Origin of the sequence: Pseudophaeobacter profundi, assembly GCF_029697505.1 — a bacterium.
GTDB classification, from domain to species: Bacteria; Pseudomonadota; Alphaproteobacteria; order Rhodobacterales; family Rhodobacteraceae; genus Pseudophaeobacter; species Pseudophaeobacter profundi.
The window spans coordinates 65697-80800 of record NZ_JARJEF010000015.1 but is presented as its reverse complement, the minus strand read 5'-3'; the positions used below and the strand labels follow the sequence as shown (position 1 = coordinate 80800).

Annotated in this window: 20 protein-coding genes; 11 read left to right on the top strand and 9 right to left on the bottom strand. The window is 59.0% G+C overall.

From position 1 onward, the window contains the following. Positions 1-451 precede the first annotated feature (451 nt). Positions 452-1207, bottom strand: coding sequence for a hypothetical protein (locus tag P2081_RS18380; protein ID WP_244462818.1), 756 nt, complete (start codon positions 1205-1207; stop codon positions 452-454). 280 nt (positions 1208-1487) lie between these two features. On the opposite strand from P2081_RS18380, the gene P2081_RS18375 reads away from it, so the two are divergent. Continuing rightward, a complete protein-coding gene (locus tag P2081_RS18375; RefSeq protein ID WP_024099348.1) occupies positions 1488-2153 on the top strand; it encodes a L,D-transpeptidase in 666 nt (221 codons plus the stop codon). Positions 2154-2233: 80 nt separating this feature from the next. Here P2081_RS18375 and P2081_RS18370 read toward each other — a convergent pair whose 3' ends face one another. The 8 genes from P2081_RS18370 to P2081_RS18335 form a co-directional block, all read right to left on the bottom strand. Next, entirely contained in the window at positions 2234-2503 is a 270-nt protein-coding gene (locus P2081_RS18370; RefSeq protein WP_024099349.1) for a hypothetical protein, read from the bottom strand. A gap of 17 nt (positions 2504-2520) precedes the next feature. Beyond that, positions 2521-3021, bottom strand: coding sequence for a L,D-transpeptidase (locus P2081_RS18365; protein ID WP_244462819.1), 501 nt, complete (start codon positions 3019-3021; stop codon positions 2521-2523). 198 nt (positions 3022-3219) lie between these two features. After that, positions 3220-3777, bottom strand: coding sequence for a methyltransferase family protein (locus P2081_RS18360; protein WP_024099351.1), 558 nt, complete (start codon positions 3775-3777; stop codon positions 3220-3222). Beyond that, entirely contained in the window at positions 3770-4678 is a 909-nt protein-coding gene (locus P2081_RS18355; protein ID WP_102888820.1) for a cation diffusion facilitator family transporter, read from the bottom strand. The genes P2081_RS18360 and P2081_RS18355 overlap by 8 nt, the downstream gene beginning before the upstream one ends. Further along, entirely contained in the window at positions 4668-5438 is a 771-nt protein-coding gene (locus tag P2081_RS18350; protein WP_024099353.1) for a transglutaminase-like domain-containing protein, read from the bottom strand. The genes P2081_RS18355 and P2081_RS18350 overlap by 11 nt, the downstream gene beginning before the upstream one ends. Before the next feature lie 86 nt (positions 5439-5524). Then, complete coding sequence (locus P2081_RS18345; protein WP_024099354.1) at positions 5525-6142, bottom strand: cation efflux transmembrane domain-containing protein; 618 nt, start codon at positions 6140-6142, stop codon at positions 5525-5527. A 113-nt stretch (positions 6143-6255) separates the two neighbouring features. Next, entirely contained in the window at positions 6256-6612 is a 357-nt protein-coding gene (locus P2081_RS18340; protein WP_024099355.1) for a YnfA family protein, read from the bottom strand. Next, positions 6579-7007 carry a MerR family transcriptional regulator gene (locus P2081_RS18335; protein WP_024099356.1) on the bottom strand — a complete coding sequence of 143 codons (429 nt, stop codon included), beginning with the start codon at positions 7005-7007 and terminating at the stop codon, positions 6579-6581. The genes P2081_RS18340 and P2081_RS18335 overlap by 34 nt, the downstream gene beginning before the upstream one ends. A 178-nt stretch (positions 7008-7185) precedes the next feature. Here P2081_RS18335 and P2081_RS18330 point away from each other — a divergent pair, with 178 nt between their 5' ends. The 10 genes from P2081_RS18330 (at position 7186) to lnt (ending at position 14949) form a co-directional block, all read left to right on the top strand. Continuing rightward, on the top strand, positions 7186-7794 hold the full coding sequence (locus tag P2081_RS18330) for an SCO family protein (protein WP_024099357.1): 609 nt from the start codon (positions 7186-7188) through the stop codon (positions 7792-7794). Further along, a complete protein-coding gene (locus P2081_RS18325; protein WP_024099358.1) occupies positions 7791-8234 on the top strand; it encodes a disulfide bond formation protein B in 444 nt (147 codons plus the stop codon). The genes P2081_RS18330 and P2081_RS18325 overlap by 4 nt, the downstream gene beginning before the upstream one ends. Next, complete coding sequence (locus tag P2081_RS18320) at positions 8231-8893, top strand: DsbA family protein (protein ID WP_024099359.1); 663 nt, start codon at positions 8231-8233, stop codon at positions 8891-8893. Before P2081_RS18325 ends, P2081_RS18320 begins: the two co-directional genes overlap by 4 nt. A gap of 70 nt (positions 8894-8963) precedes the next feature. Further along, positions 8964-9395 (top strand): copper chaperone PCu(A)C, encoded by a 432-nt coding sequence (locus P2081_RS18315; protein WP_043939878.1) that lies wholly within the window; start codon positions 8964-8966, stop codon positions 9393-9395. A gap of 8 nt (positions 9396-9403) precedes the next feature. After that, positions 9404-10027, top strand: coding sequence for an SCO family protein (locus P2081_RS18310; protein WP_007120867.1), 624 nt, complete (start codon positions 9404-9406; stop codon positions 10025-10027). Further along, positions 10024-11373, top strand: a complete 1350-nt coding sequence (locus P2081_RS18305; protein WP_024099361.1) for a M23 family metallopeptidase — start codon at positions 10024-10026, stop codon at positions 11371-11373. Before P2081_RS18310 ends, P2081_RS18305 begins: the two co-directional genes overlap by 4 nt. Positions 11374-11393: 20 nt before the next feature. After that, positions 11394-11846, top strand: coding sequence for a DUF411 domain-containing protein (locus tag P2081_RS18300; protein ID WP_438826548.1), 453 nt, complete (start codon positions 11394-11396; stop codon positions 11844-11846). Positions 11847-11913: 67 nt separating this feature from the next. Continuing rightward, positions 11914-12639, top strand: a complete 726-nt coding sequence (locus P2081_RS18295) for a ZIP family metal transporter (protein ID WP_043939879.1) — start codon at positions 11914-11916, stop codon at positions 12637-12639. 3 nt (positions 12640-12642) lie between these two features. Continuing rightward, positions 12643-13119 carry a signal peptidase II gene (lspA, locus tag P2081_RS18290; protein ID WP_024099364.1) on the top strand — a complete coding sequence of 159 codons (477 nt, stop codon included), beginning with the start codon at positions 12643-12645 and terminating at the stop codon, positions 13117-13119. A gap of 6 nt (positions 13120-13125) precedes the next feature. Continuing rightward, positions 13126-14949 carry an apolipoprotein N-acyltransferase gene (gene lnt / locus P2081_RS18285; RefSeq protein WP_438826547.1) on the top strand — a complete coding sequence of 608 codons (1824 nt, stop codon included), beginning with the start codon at positions 13126-13128 and terminating at the stop codon, positions 14947-14949. The last annotated feature ends 155 nt before the right edge of the window (positions 14950-15104 follow it).

Sequence of the window (15104 nt, the reverse complement as noted above, 5' to 3'; positions counted from 1 at the left end):
CGGAAACCTGACGCCCAGAGAATTTGCTGAGAAAAGAACGATGGACAAACTGGCCGCGTAGGGCCATCAAACCAACCCCAAGGACTCTCCGCTAGGTGGAGGAAACTTGGGGCTCAGGTCAGAAGGCGTCGCGATTGCGAATTTGATCGGGGCAGATGAGCGTAGTGTCGTCGGTTGGGTATATCGTTGGAATACGGGCGCGTTGGCGGTGATGTGGGATGTCAACGGCCCGCAACGGGTTGGACAATGTCAGCCTGATTTGAAGGACGCGGAGAAGCGCGAAATCGACTTCGATGCACTCACGCGGATGCGAAGTGGCGACGGCGGTTGAGGAGTGCAAACCTGCGGTATTTGCCGAAACGCCAAACAGCATGTGGACCGCGACGCGTACGCGGTGCGGCCGTACACGTCAAAGAAGCCGTCTTCCGAGACAAATCTACGTGGCGGCAGGTCAGTAGTTCACCTGCTCGAACCCGTAGTTACCCTCATAGTCACGCCAATCGACGAAGACGGATCGGTGATAAATGCCAGGGCAATGCTCGCCCCAGCGTTCAAGGCCTACGTGAGCCGAAGGAAGGGCAGTGACGGAAGACCTCTGCCAAGTGAAATCGCCTTGGGTCCCGTAAGTGCCGAGGACCACGGTCGCGCTTCGGTTACAGTCCCCATCGCGCCCGGACTCGTGCTGTCGCGCATACCGTACATCAAAGACGCGAATGGATCGGACAAAATTGAACTCCGGACCGCTGATATCGATGTCCGCCCGATCCTCGACGAGGCGAAGCACGAAGTCTGCCGGAATGGCATCCGTTCCGGTTTCTGAAGAGGGCCAAACGGCATTTTTTGATCTTGCTTGGACGGCAACATCATCGCCTGGAAACGATTGGCGGGGCGAATAGTCCTCGCCTTGAAGAAAGGCTTCGAAGATTCGGTTTACATTGCTCGGATGCCGTTCGGTCTCATAAGATGCGCCCATGGGACAGCGCCAAATCTGCAGTGGTGGCTCCACAGGCCAAGGCGTGATGCGACGGATAAACTCGGCACGGGCACGGCTGCAGGGCACGGAAGCGGGCCAACCGCCGGACAGGCAGAGAAGGATTGCGCAGTCGATTGGATAGGTTTGTGCTTTTGTGGTGCTCGGCAGCACACCGGTTACCAAAGCGGTTACAGCGGTTAGGCATAGAGACAGTCGTCTAAGTTGAAAGCGCATGGTAGGGGACCCTTTGTCGGGAGCCACCTTACCTCCAATAATATACTATTGCAACGCAAAGTGTATTACGCGCATAATCAAGGTTATGTAAAATACGACTGTAAATTTACATTAAGTGTTCGAATAATCGCCATCGACCACGCGACAAGATGTAGAAGCCGAGCAATCAATCTGTGTCAAAAGAAACTCCTTGAAGCTCTAGTTGGTAGAGGTTTTATCGTACATCAAACGCCGTTTCTCGTGTCACGGCATTCGCCAGACAAAGCTGGAAGAGTATAGTATGCTGACTAGACGACATTTCGTGATGACCACCGCCGCCCTCTTTTCTGCCCCGGTTGCCAGCCCGGTGCTGGCAAATACCTGGCCGACCGAAGCGCAGAAGGTTGCCTGGGACGCACAGGTGACGCCGCCCGGCTTTGACCCGGCAACCTCGAACCCCTGGGGCTTACATCCGCGGTTTCTCCCGACCCGGGTGGCCGCGAAAGACGGGCTGACACCGGGCGACATTCATGTCGATGCGGTTGCGCGCTACCTTTATCACATCGAGGAGGGCGGGACTGCCATGCGCTATGGCGTCGCCATTGCTCGTGGTGATCTGTACGAACCAGGTACATACACGATCAAGCGCAAAGTCAGATGGCCCCATTGGCAGCCGACGCAGAACATGATCGACCGCGACCCAGAACTCTACGCTGATATCGCCGACGGTATGGAGCCCGGACCTAAGAATGCGCTTGGGTCGCGAGCTCTCTATCTCTTTCTCGGCGACCGGGATACTTATCTCCGCATTCACGGTACGCCACAGCCGAGAAGCATCGGCGGTCGTGCGAGTTCCGGCTGCGTCAGAATGGTCATGGCGCACATAAACGATCTTTATCCCAACGTTGACATTGGTTCGACGGCTTTCCTCTACTCGGCCGAGGAAAGCGTCACGGCAGAAAGCTGAGGTCGTCTACCGACGCGCCATCGGTGCAAAGCTTGTGCAAAGTTTAATGATTCGGGGTGACTTCGATTACCTGAACCCGATTATGCGGCAGGCGCCGTGCAAATCGGGTTTCCACGGGGAGTTCGCAGCGGCAGCAACGTCGCTTCCACGGGGCCGTTGTGCAGATACCAATAGCAGCCGTCTTCCGGCAAAAGTCTTGCCGACTGAAGATCCTGCCCCGTCGCCGCCATGGCGACGACCGCCTCTGGCAATTGTCCGCTCCGTGCGGTTTCGGGTGTTTCAGTGAATGAAGCCGAACACGCTCCCAGCAAAAACGCTGCTGGGACGAGTAAGCCAAGATGAATACGCATATTAAAAATTTCCGCCTTTAGAACAACTTAACCTGAGTACCGACCTCTGCCAATCCAAACAATTCTTCGATATGTTCGTTGTAGAGACCGATGCAGCCGTTCGACGATTGCCGACCGATCTTGCGCGTGTCACCGGTGCCGTGAACGCGGTAGTACTGCCATGACAGATAAAGGGCGTTTGTTCCAAGGGGGTTGTCGGGGCCAGGGCCAACGAAATCCGGCCATTCGGGATTGCGCTCCTTCATCGAAGGTGTGGGTCGCCAGCTCGGGCCATCTACCTTGCGAACCACCGTGTTATATCCGCGCCGAGTCAATTCCTCTGTGAGCGGTACGCTGGACGGATAGAGCTTGTAGATGCTTTCGTCTTCCGACCAGAATTGGACCGCGCGGGAGTCGATGTCGCAGAGGATTGCGCCGTTTCTCAGATCGTCGAAATGGTCTTGCCAAGATGCAACCCTGAACCCGGAAATATTGCTCCGCACCGCCGGTGCCGCCAGACCATCGCTTGTCTGTGCCATGGCCCTACTGGTCGCGAGAACCAACCCACTTGCTGCTGCACCAAAGAGTGCGGTCCGGCGTGTGAACGGTCTGTCGTTAGCTCGTCTCATCAAGAAAACCTCTGGTCTCGTTATTTTTCCCGGTTCTAAGACCTACACCCGCTAGAGCTTCAATATGCTTCTGCTCACAAACCCGTGAGATTGAACTCGGTCATGGCATCAAAGAAATCTGCGGGTTTTTTGGAGGTAGGCTCGGTAAGCGTCCCCGTAGCGATCAATCAACCAGCGCTCTTCAGCGAAGGGCGCGAGTGCCAATGCAGTAACGCCGGTGATAATCACTGGCCACGCGAGGATCGAGGCGGAGAGCAGTCCGATCCCGATGAGGATCGCCATGTCAGCCACATACTGAGGATTGCGGGAGAACCGGTAAAGGCCACGGGTCCGCAGAACGCCTTCATCACCACTCGTCGCCGCCATCCCAAGTTGCATCACACCGGACCAGACAACGGCATTGCCCAGAACGATCAGACAAAGCCCTAAACCCCAACGTATGATCCATGGGAAGTCGAGCTCACCCCATTCTAGCAGAGCCAAAACGATGGCAGATCCGAAGCCGACGCACGTAAGTCCCCAGACGACAATCTTGTGGGCTCCTGTAGAGTGAATCGGCGGCCAGACTCGTCGCTCCGGTTGGAACATGGACCAGAGTATACCCGCGACCAGCAACAGATTGGCCGCACAACCCAGCACGAGAACCACGGTTTTGAGGTCACCCATGACCATACCTGTCTGCGTCCCGATGTTTGGTCGCTGAGCGTTCAAACTCCAGCGTTGAGTGGTCGATCCCGAATTCCTCGTCGAGGCGGGTCTTGATTGCCGTCTTGATGTTTTCGAGGTCATCCCAGCGGTCCTCGGCGATTACGACGTGGGTATCGAGCGCCGCACGATGCTCCTGCATCTGCCAGAAATGTGCGTGATGAACTTCCTCGACTCCGTCCACGTCCTCCACGGCCGCGATAACCTTGTCCGTGTCGATATCGGGCGGGCTTCCCAACATCAGGGTGCGGATCGGGCCACCGATCTCGCTGAAGGCGAGCCAGAGGATATAGGCGGCAATCCCGATGGTGATCGCCGGATCAACCCAGCGGACATCGTAGAGAAGGATGAGAACGCCACCGACGATCACGGCCACAGACGCCAGCGCATCGCTGAGGTTGTGGAGGAACAGCGCCCGGATGTTCACGCTGCCTTTCTGCATCGAATAGGTCAGCCACGCGGTGAGGGTATCGATGAACAGCGCCACACTGCCCAGGATGACCACGGTCCAACCCGCGACTTCGGGCGGATCAACAAACCGCATCGCGCCCTCATAGACCAGATAAAGGCCGATGATGATCAGCGAGGTATAATTGATAAGCGCGGCGACGATCTCGACCCTGCCATATCCGAAGGTCATTTTCGCATCGGCCGTGCGGCGCGCGATCTTGCGCGCGCCGAATGCGATGACGAGCGACGCCATGTCGGAGAAGTTGTGGATGGCATCCGCGATCAGCGCGAGGCTGCCGGATAGTATCCCGCCGACAATCTGCGCGACCGTCAGGAGGCCGTTTGCCCAGATGGCAATGGCAACCCGCCGGTCGCCTTCTTTAGGCTCCATATGGGCATGATCATGCGGCACGAGAAGCCTCCTCATGGCCGTGGTTTGGCCGGCTGAGCCCTGGAACGCTTGGCAAACGACCAGCGCGGATCGCCCTGACGCGGGCATTCATCCAATGGCGAATGAGGTGCCGATAGATCCAGTCGCGCAGGGGGCCAAACGCCTGACGATGGTGCTCATAAAACATGTCAGGATTATCGAATGTTCCAAAATCGCGGGCGATGCCGGTCTTCTGGATATATGTACTCTCCCCCGTCCATCCGACTGGCGGTGCGCTCAAGCAGTCGGTCCCGGCACCGTAGCCGCATAGGGACCGTGTCTCGGGAAACGACCGCTGCAGGGCCAACAGGAAGGGTGTGTCGAGGATGAAGCCCTCAAGATCGACCCATCCTGCCTCGGTCTCGACCTCGATCCATGAGTGGAGGATTTCTGCGGGTGCGATCGGATAGATCAGTTCAGGCACGACGCCCCGTTGCAACGCTTTGTGGATTGTGAAGCCGTGCAAGCGGCATCTTACGCCGACAGCGCGTAGAAGCGCCATCAGCAGCGTTCCCTTCGTGTTGCATTGTCCATACCTGTCGTCGAGTACTTCAGAGGCAGGAATGTCGTCGGCGCGGTTATAGCCAAAGTCGATCTCGTTTCGCACGAAGTCGTAGATTGCACCAATTCGATCATGCAACGGCAAGGTTCCCCACCCCCGGTCGGCGATCAGAGCGGCAAGTGAAGGATGCCTGACATCCAAGAGTGGCGTCGACGAAAGCAGCGGGTCAACAGGGGTCATGAGCGTTTCCTAGAATCAACTATACAGAGATGATGGTTTCTACAGTAACTGTAGCTTCAACCTTTATCTTGTCGCGACGCGAGAGACTATTCTGGTTGGTGATTGTGAACTGCCTTGTGATGCTCGTCATGCGCGTCCCGCAGGATGCCTATGCCGCCCCACGCCGCGATGCCAGCCACCGCGACCCCGACAACGAGGTCGGGCCAGTTGCTGCCCAACCACCAAACGAGACCGCCCGCGATCAGGATGCCGCCGTTCGATGCGAAATCGTTGAGGCTGAAGGTGTTGGCGGCCCGGATGTTCACGTCCGGTTCCTTCAGTCGCCCGAGCAGCCAGATGCAGGCGAGGTTGACGACCGCAGCGATCAGCGACATTGCGATCATCAGAGTTCCGAGCGGTTCGGAACCGCCGACATAGCGCCGCCAAGCGTCAATCAGAATGCCAACCGCAAAGATCAGAAGCAATCCGCCGGATACGTTCGCGGCACCCCGCTTCCACTTCGACGACCGGGACAAGGCCAGAAGGCTGATGCCATAGACGAGGCTGTCGGATGTGTTGTCGAGACCATTGGCGATCAGGGCGCTGGAATCGCCGATAGCTCCCGTGGCGAAGAACCCCGCAGCGATTGCGAGATTGAGACCGAGAACAATCCAGAGCGTCTGGCGCTCTTTTTCATTCTTCCCGCTGAATTCGCTTTCGACCATCGAACTGGCAAACCTTTCGATTTCTAAGAAAGGGGGCAGAAACGCCCTCTTCGGATGCAGCTGTCAATAAGATATATAGAACCTCTAGCGACTGTAGATCCAAAATAGCTTATTTACGTCCCTCTGGGCACCGAAAGAATAATCGCGGCACCGATCAAACAGATGGACGTCCCTATGAAGTCCCATCTGTCAGGTCGCTCGCCCTCGACGAACCACATCCAGAGCATGGAGGCCCCGATGTAGATGCCGCCATAGGCTGCGAAAGCGCGGCCCGCTGCGCTGGTTTCGACCTGCGCCAGCAACCAGCCGAAAAGCGCGAGCGCGATTATGCCGGGTGCGAGCCAGAGCGGTGATGCCCCAAGACGCCACCACGCCCAGATGGCGAAACACCCGCTGATCTCCGCGACAGCAGCCAGCAGATAGGCAATTGCGGCGTTCAAGCCCCAATCTCGTCGTGCTCGGTGAGACATTCCGCATGGTCTCGAAGGACCTCCAGAACCTTGCACTCCGCAACGCTGTCACCGTCGCACTCGGCGACCATGCGTTTCAATTCCTTCTTAAGCGCTTGCAGACGCTTGATCCGCTGTTCGACTTGGTGGAGTTGCCGACGCGCGATCGAATCCGCCTCCGCGCAGGATTGGGACGGGTTGTCCGAGAGGTCCAGCAGCTCCCGGATGGAGTCGAGCGAAAATCCGAGCTGGCGTGAGTGCCGGATGAAAGCCAGCCGGTCGAGGTCCTTTTCAAAGTAACGGCGCTGGCCGCCTGCGGTCCTTCCGGCCTCGTTCATCAAACCGATTTCTTCGTAGTAGCGGATCGTCTGAACCTTGGTTCCGGTTCTCCGCGAGAGTGTTCCGATTGCCAGCATGTGCGATCCTTCAATCTACAAAGACTGTAGCTTACTGAAGAGACAACTCCATTGAAAAGACAAAGGTTTCACTTTGGCGTGACTTCGGACAACAAAAAGTAACTTTTCGCTTGAACCTCTATCTGCTGTAGCTTGTATCCTGCGCACAAACAAACTGAACAGGTGGGTAGCGCAAGCAATGAAGAAGGTCCGGATAGTTCTCTGGTCGGCAGTGGTTGTCGCTGCGGCGGTGTCAGCCACGCTTTGGATGACTGAACGCAATCAGGGACCGGTCGCCGCGCGTGTTGATCCTGAGGCCGAGAGTTTCACTGCGGATTTTGAGCTGACGGACCATACCGGTATGGTGCAGACCGACGAGGATTTCCGAGGGCGCTGGATGCTCGTCTTTTTCGGATTTGCGAACTGCCCCGACGTGTGTCCCATGGGGCTCGCAACCATCGCGGAGGTCATGGACGAGCTCGGCACCCAAGGTTCCGCCGTCCAGCCCCTGTTCATCACGGTCGACCCTGAAAGGGATACGCCAAGCGCTCTGGCCAACTACGTTCCCCAGTTTGGTCAGGGAATCCTTGGGTTGAGCGGACCGCCGGACCAAATCGAACGCACTGCCGAGACCTTCAAGATCTACTACCAGAAGATCGAGGAAGCCTCGGCGCCCGACGGCTATACGATGGGGCATACGTCGTCCTTCCTTCTCTTCGATCCGGAAGGCGAATTTGTCCGCATCTACGAATACGACGAGGAACCCAGACTGATCGTTACTGATCTTCGCGAAAGGATCGGCGCGTGACAGCTGGCCCAGACGCAACGCCACGCGCCGCGAGACCGGTAGCTTTCCTCTTCGCGGCATGGTTCGTCGCCTTGTCCGCGTCGCTTGCCGTGCTCTTCATCGGAGAGGTTCTGGGGCAGACCCCCTGCAATCTGTGCTGGTTCCAGCGTGCCTTCATGTTTCCGCTCGCGATCATCCTCGGGGTGGCGGCGTGGCGCGCCGACCTCTCGATCTGGCGCTATGCCGCGCCGCTCGCGGTTCTGGGTGGTGCCGTCGCCCTTTACCATTCCCTGCTTTACGCAGGGATCGTGCCGGCGCCGATCGTCCCCTGCACGGCGTCCGGGCCATCCTGCACCGATGACGCGATGCTGATCCTTGGCCTGCCAATCCCTCTGCTCTCCCTGCTGACGTTCGGGGCAATCCTTGTCCTTCTCATTCAACTTCGACGGATATCAATATGAACCGAAAGACACTTCTGCTCGCGATACTCACTCTGGTACTGGCCGTTTTCGTGGCTGGTGCCTGGTTCGTATCGCGCCCCGATCCGACCCCGGTGGCGACAGCCGCTCCGCTGGAACAACAGGATCGTCTTGTTCGGTCCTATTCTCCCATACTCGGGCGTGAGGATGCGCCAGTGACCATCGTGGAGTTCTTCGACCCGGCCTGCGAGGCCTGCCGCGCCTTCCATCCCATCGTGAAGCAGATACTGACGCAATACCCCGACGATGTGCGCGTCGTCATGCGCTACACTCCGTTCCACGGCGAGGGGTCCGAGCTGGCAATCAAGGTGCTGGAAGCGGCCCGGTTGCAGGACGTTTTTGTTCCCGTGCTGGAAGCGCTGCTTGAAAATCAGCCCGCCTGGGCCTCTCACGGCGCTCCGGCAGCTGAGCGCATCATGGAGATCGCCGGAGCGGCGGGCTTGGACACAGACGCCGCCGCAAATCAGATCATGTCACCCAGCATCGTCGGCGTCCTCAATCAAGACCGGGCAGACGTCGAAGCTGTCGGAATCCAAGGCACACCGACGTTCTTCGTCAACGGTAAGCCTTTGCCAGAGTTCGGTGCGGAGCAGCTCTTGTCGCTCGTCCAAGCCGAAGTCGAGGCTGCGGCAACAAACTAGAACGAACAGGAGACCCAACGTGTTCAAAACCTTCGCAAAGGCAATCCAGAGCCTGTCTGTCGCTCTTCTGATGGGCTTGCCAATGGCATCCTCAGCGCAGCAGTTGTCAGAGAACGCATCGATTGTGGTCGAGAGCCCCTGGGCGCGCGCGAGCCTTGGAATGTCGCGGCCCGGCGGGGCCTATCTGACCGTTCGGAACGAGGGCAGCGATCAGATCTCCCTTATCGGTCTTCGCGCGGAGATCTCCGGCATGGCTTCGATCCACGAAACCAGAACCAATTCTGACGGCGTCAGCAGCATGGCTCCGGCGGACGATATCGTGATCCCGCCCGGGGGTATGTTCGCCCTTGAACCCGGCGGATATCACGCCATGCTGATGCAACTGCAATCTCCGCTCGTCGAGGGGGAGACCTTTCCGCTGACCCTGCTCTTTTCCGATGGAACAGAGCTTGAAATCACCGTCCCGGTCCTTGGCATCGGCGCACGCGGCCCCGAAGGCTGATCCGGCTGATGATGAGGGTGGCCAAAATCGCAGCGATCGGAGCGGCGGCGGTCTTTGCCGCCCTGTTTGTCGGCTGGTGGCAGGTAGATGGGCCTGGCGCTGACTCCGCGCCGGGCAAGCGGTCTCTACCGCTGACTGCTATGGAATTCAGCCTGACGGATCAGGATGGTCGGGATGTCGGCCCGGAAACCCTCATCGGCGAGCCGAGTCTGGTCTTCTTCGGATTCACCTACTGCCCCGACGTTTGCCCGACGACCCTCTCGGACATTTCCGGATGGCTCGACGAGATTGGGCCGGACGCCGAAGACCTGAATACCGTTTTCATCACCGTAGATCCGGACCGCGACACGGTCGAGACCATGGCCGAGTATGTCTCGTATTTCCATCCGCAGATACAAGGATGGACGGGCTTGCCAGACCAGATCGCGGCCATCGCCGATGGTTTCCGTGCCACCTATGAGAAGGTTGAGGGGGAAAACGGCGAATATACGATGAACCACACGGCGGGTGTTTTCCTGTTCGATGCGACAGGTCGCTTCGTCACCACCATCGACTATCACGAACCACGCGAATTCGCCGTGCCGAAGATAAGGCGCGCGATGCAGAACAGAACCGAGAGGGCAGAATCTTGAAACTGAGACATATCGTTCTGGGAACGACAATGGCCGCGGCAGCGGTCAGCACGATAGCGAGCCGGGCTTTGATCCTGGAGGCGCCGCCCGAGTACATCTTTTCCGAGGCTCCGGAAGCCTTGGACAGTCCACCCGAACCTCTCGATGGACCAGGCGTCAACGCATCTGGCGAGACGATGCCGAATATGCTTCCGGCCGCTTTTCAGCCGCCTGAGTTTCCCGCACTCGAACGGGCCGAGCCAGATAATCTGATGGCGCTTGTTCAGGCCCTCGCCACGCCGCCTTGGGAGGCGACGGTCGAGGCGGGTGACACATTGGACGTGCTTCTCTCTCTCGCGGACATGGATGCGCAAACACGGACCGAAGTCGCACTGGCACTGACGGTTGAATACGACCTGCGCCGCCTTCGACCGGGCCATCGTCTCAGCGTCGACTTTCGCCCGGACGGCACGCCATCCGTTGTGACGTTGGCTGTCGATGACGGCGTGCGGATCGAAGTCACCCTGGACGACACCATTGCGAGTCGGACGGTAACGCCGAGCGCGTTGACAGTCGAGCGTGCGAGCCAGTTGCTGGTGAACGGGTCGATCTACGCTTCGCTGGATCGAGCAGGCGTCCCGGCCCGTTTTGCCGTCGATCTCGCACAAATCCTCGGGGAAACGGTCGACTTTCGCAGGGATCTTCAAGGCGGAGAGACCCTGAATATCCTTTGGGGTCAGACCGTCCTTCGCGATGGTTCAGAGGTCGGTCAACCGTCAATCTCCTATGCGGCCCTCGATCTGGCCGACGACCGCTTCGAAATCCTCTGGTCAGCCGAAGACAGCGGGCGGGCAACGGTCTATTTGAATGGTGAAATCCTGCGGACGGTCGCGCCGCCGGTGGAAGGCGCACGACTGTCGTCGGTCTTCGGGCAGCGCAAGCATCCGATCTATGGCAGTATGCGGATGCACACAGGTGTCGATTATGCCGCCGCTGCGGGGACACCGATTGCAGCGACCGCACCCGGACGGGTCTCCTTCATCGGATGGCGGAGCGGATATGGCCGGGTGGTCGAGATCGCGCACGGGTCAGACACAATGACCCGCTATGCGCACCTCAGCGCTGTGCCGGAGGGTCTGGCCGTCGGAAACCGCGCGGTCGCGGGCGAAACGATTGGCCAGGTCGGTGAGACAGGCACGGCGACAGCTCCGAACCTTCACTACGAAGTGCGCGTGGACGGCCGACCTATCGATCCGCTCGGGGAGGAATTGCTCGCCTCTGCGGAAAATTTCGACACTGCGGATGCCACTGAAATCCTTGAAGAGACGCGCACACGGTTCGCGACCTTTCTTCGCGAAGACACATGACTGATTTGAAAGGAATTCCGATGAAAAACAGGTTTCAAACCTTGGCCGCCACAACCCTTATGATCGTAACCGCGACGGCCGTGACCGCGCAGACCGCTATCCACGTCGGAAAGACGCGCGGCTGCGGTTGTTGCCTTTCCTGGATGGAAAAGCTGTCCGAGGCCGGGTTCGCTCCTGAAGGTGAGAATTTGGGCGGCGCGCTGATCCGTCTGAAGATGGATAGGGGTATCCCTGTCGACATGTTCTCGTGCCACACGGCGACTGTCGAAGGCTACACCATCGAAGGCCACGTTCCGCCAGCCGACATCGCCCGGCTGCTTGAGGAACGTCCCGACGCCATCGGTCTTGCCGTGCCCGGCATGCCCATCGGCTCGCCCGGCATGGATTTCGGCGACGATGCCGAAGCCTACGACGTCTTTCTGGTGAAACCGGACGGCACTACCGAAGTCTTCTCGTCCTATCCGGCGAGCTGAAGTGGAGCAGGTCGCAACACTTTCGCCTGTCGCACTCGGCTTTCTGGGCAGTCTCGCCGCCGGTCTGATGACCGCCGTCGGAGCGACGCCCGTCCTTTTGGGCAAGACCCCCTCGCGCAAATGGCGCGATATCTCGCTCGGTTTTGCTGCCGGGGTCATGCTTGCCGCATCGTTCTTCTCGCTCATCATCCCCGCCCTCGACGCGGCAGAGGGGCGATACGGAGACGGTGCGATACCTGCACTGATCGTCTGCATCGCGATCCTGATGGGCATGGGTGCGGTCGCCCTGATGAACGAAATGATACCGCACGAGCATTTCAGCAGCGGTCGTGAGGGCCCGGAGGCCGTCTCGCTACGACGTGTGTGGCTCTTCATCATTGCCATCACTATCCACAATGCGCCAGAGGGTCTGGCCGTCGGCGTCGCGTTCGGTGCCGACGGTTTTACAGGCGGATTTCCCGTCGCTCTCGGGATCGGATTGCAGAACGCGCCTGAAGGGCTGGCTGTTGCAGTCGCCCTACTGGGCGAGCGATACTCGGCGGGCCGTGCGTTCGGCATCGCAGCACTGACTGGTTTGGTCGAACCCGTCACGGGCTTTCTTGGTGCCGCGGTGATCGTCGTGGCGCAGCCTCTCTTGCCCTGGGGTCTGGCTTTTGCGGCGGGCGCGATGCTCTATGTCATCAGCCACGAGATCATCCCGGAAACCCATCGCAGCGGCCACCAGAAGCAGGCGACGACCGGGCTCGCGATCGGCCTCGTCGTCATGCTGTTCCTAGATGTCTGGTTGGGGTGATTCATGGCAATTCGCTCCCTTGGCATTTGCACAGCTGTCGCGGCGCTCGCCGCCGATCAGGCATCGAAGGCGTTCGTGCTCGCGAATGCGGAAACGCTCGCCCCCGGCGTCGCTGTGTTCCCCGGCTTCAACCTGATCTTCCACCGCAACTACGGCGTGACCTTCGGGTTCTTTCAGAATGTGCCGTGGTGGCTCCTTGCATTGGTCGCCACCACCATCGTCCTGTTTCTTGCCGTATCGCTAATCCGGGCAACGCGGGCAGCCGAGGCGGTTGCCTACGGCATGGTGATCGGCGGCGCTCTTGGGAATGTCGTGGATCGTTTTCGCTTTGGCGGTGTGACCGACTTCCTGGATTTCTATCTCGGAACGGCGCATTGGCCAGCGTTCAACCTCGCGGATGTCTTCGTGGTCTGCGGCGTCGGGATTTTGCTGATCTTCTCGGGGCGCGAAAAGGTCGCTGCGTCCGCAACCTCAAGATAGATCTCGGTGATTTCAATCGGCATCACTGTTCTCCGCATTTCCGGAATGTCAGGTATCATCCTCACATTCTGTGCATTCGGCCTCGGCGCTTTGGCGGTTCTCGCTCTGCCACCATTCTCGATGCCGGTGCTTTTGCCCGTCGCGTTTGGCGCGCTGTATCTCCTCACGTTCGGAGAGAGCCGCATGCGGGCCGGACTTGCCGGATGGGCGTTCGGCGTTGGCTACTTCCTGTTCGGATTGTCCTGGATCGCGGAGAGCTTTTTCGTCGACGCGGAGCGGTTCGCCTGGATGGCCGTTCCTGCGGTGGCTGGACTGGCCGCCGGCCTTGCGCTGTTCCCGGCGGCGGCAATGGCAGCGTTCGCATGGAGCAGGACGAAAGGTGTCTCCGGCGCATTGATCTTCGCGGTCTGCTGGTCGGTTTCGGAATGGCTGCGCGGCACCGTGCTGACAGGCTTTCCCTGGAACCTGATCGCCTATGCATGGGCCGACTACGATGTTCCGCGCCAGACGGCGGCATGGGTTGGCAGCTACGGACTTGGCCTCCTCACAGTTCTGCTGTCGGTCCTGCCCGTAACGCTCCTCATGCGGAACCGTCGGCACAATACGTTCGCCGCATTTGTTTTCATGTCGGTCGTGGCGAGTGCCGGATCCATCGGCACGGTTCGCCTTATGGCCACCACACCGCCAACAGACACAACCGTCAGGATCGTTCAGGTAAACATTCCTCAGACGGAGAAATGGGACCCCGCCTTCCGCGAACGGAACATATCCCGCTATCTGGACCTGTCTGCGCAGTCTGGCAGCTTCGACGTCCTTCTCTGGCCTGAAAGTGCATTTCCCGGTTATCTTGATGAGAATCCTGAAATGTTGGGTCGAATTGCCGAACGTCTGCCTGAGGGCCGCGTTCTTCTGACCGGTGCACAGACGCGCGAGTCGGACGGCACTGGCACACGCTACAGAAATTCGATCCTCGCGGTCGATCAGACCGGACAGATCGTCACGCGATACGCCAAGCATCACCTCGTGCCGTTCGGGGAATACGTTCCCCTGCGGAGTTTTCTTCCGATCCAGCGATTGACCGCAGGGCTTGGGGACTTCACGCCCGGTACCGGCCCCCAGACCGTTGAGCTACCCGGTTTATCTCCGGTCGGCCTTTCGATCTGCTACGAGGCCATTTTTCCGGGACGTGTCGTAGACGCCGCTTCGCGTCCGGACTGGATATTCAACGCCACCAATGACGCTTGGTTCGGTGCGTCTCTCGGTCCCCGGCAACATCTGGCCTCTGCCAGGATGCGCGCGGTCGAAGAGGGGCTGCCTTTGGTTCGCGCGGCCAACACGGGCATTTCAGCAGTTATCGATGGGTACGGCCGGATCGTCGCCCGCCTCGGGCTCGATGAGACCGGCGTGCTGGATGCCCTCCTCAATCCGGGTACCCGTTTGGGAGTCGGTCTGCTGCTTGAAATACCATCCCGTCGCAGCAACGGCGACCAGAGCAAAAAATATCGCTGCCCATCTCATTCTAACAGAGTCCTTCATGATGTTGCGATCACCCCCCGGTCTCTTCAAAGACAAAGCCGGGTATCTCAGTGTGGCTTCCTCGAATTGGCTGACCTCTTCCAGCGTGGGGTTGTCTGCCTGAGCTTTCTCCGATCGCTGAATCGATCCAGTGAAAAAGGTGGTGATTTCCTGGTACCGGATCCGCGTGTCTTCCAGCGTCTGATAGTAACTGAAGAGCTCTTTCAGCGGTGCCGAGAAGTCCTTGTGTGCTGCCAGGACGGCCACCAGCGCGCCGAGTGTAATGCGACCTTCGATGACGAAGTATCCGCCTAGAGAATAGAACAAGAACGGTGTTAGCGCGGTCAGAAAATTATTGAGGGCCTTGATGAAGAACTTCAGACGGAAAATCTTCCTGCGCACGTGCTCAAGCTCTCTAAAACTTGCACTCACTGGCAGCAGCCCGGCCGAATTGACCTGCCGTTGGCGCA

What these genes read in the sequence shown, in the direction of transcription:
- lspA (WP_024099364.1), top strand. Translation starts at nt 12,643, where the DNA reads ATGGCAATTCGCTCCCTTGGCATTTGCACAGCTGTCGCGGCGCTCGCC.
- P2081_RS18320 (WP_024099359.1), top strand. Translation starts at nt 8,231, where the DNA reads ATGAACCGAAAGACACTTCTGCTCGCGATACTCACTCTGGTACTGGCC.
- P2081_RS18380 (WP_244462818.1), bottom strand. Translation starts at nt 1,207, where the DNA reads ATGCGCTTTCAACTTAGACGACTGTCTCTATGCCTAACCGCTGTAACC.
- P2081_RS18365 (WP_244462819.1), bottom strand. Translation starts at nt 3,021, where the DNA reads ATGGCACAGACAAGCGATGGTCTGGCGGCACCGGCGGTGCGGAGCAAT.
- P2081_RS18375 (WP_024099348.1), top strand. Translation starts at nt 1,488, where the DNA reads ATGCTGACTAGACGACATTTCGTGATGACCACCGCCGCCCTCTTTTCT.
- P2081_RS18330 (WP_024099357.1), top strand. Translation starts at nt 7,186, where the DNA reads ATGAAGAAGGTCCGGATAGTTCTCTGGTCGGCAGTGGTTGTCGCTGCG.
- P2081_RS18370 (WP_024099349.1), bottom strand. Translation starts at nt 2,503, where the DNA reads ATGCGTATTCATCTTGGCTTACTCGTCCCAGCAGCGTTTTTGCTGGGA.
- P2081_RS18360 (WP_024099351.1), bottom strand. Translation starts at nt 3,777, where the DNA reads ATGGGTGACCTCAAAACCGTGGTTCTCGTGCTGGGTTGTGCGGCCAAT.
- P2081_RS18335 (WP_024099356.1), bottom strand. Translation starts at nt 7,007, where the DNA reads ATGCTGGCAATCGGAACACTCTCGCGGAGAACCGGAACCAAGGTTCAG.
- P2081_RS18340 (WP_024099355.1), bottom strand. Translation starts at nt 6,612, where the DNA reads ATGTCTCACCGAGCACGACGAGATTGGGGCTTGAACGCCGCAATTGCC.
- P2081_RS18315 (WP_043939878.1), top strand. Translation starts at nt 8,964, where the DNA reads ATGGGCTTGCCAATGGCATCCTCAGCGCAGCAGTTGTCAGAGAACGCA.
- P2081_RS18295 (WP_043939879.1), top strand. Translation starts at nt 11,914, where the DNA reads ATGACCGCCGTCGGAGCGACGCCCGTCCTTTTGGGCAAGACCCCCTCG.
- P2081_RS18350 (WP_024099353.1), bottom strand. Translation starts at nt 5,438, where the DNA reads ATGACCCCTGTTGACCCGCTGCTTTCGTCGACGCCACTCTTGGATGTC.
- P2081_RS18345 (WP_024099354.1), bottom strand. Translation starts at nt 6,142, where the DNA reads ATGGTCGAAAGCGAATTCAGCGGGAAGAATGAAAAAGAGCGCCAGACG.
- P2081_RS18310 (WP_007120867.1), top strand. Translation starts at nt 9,404, where the DNA reads ATGATGAGGGTGGCCAAAATCGCAGCGATCGGAGCGGCGGCGGTCTTT.
- P2081_RS18300 (WP_438826548.1), top strand. Translation starts at nt 11,394, where the DNA reads ATGAAAAACAGGTTTCAAACCTTGGCCGCCACAACCCTTATGATCGTA.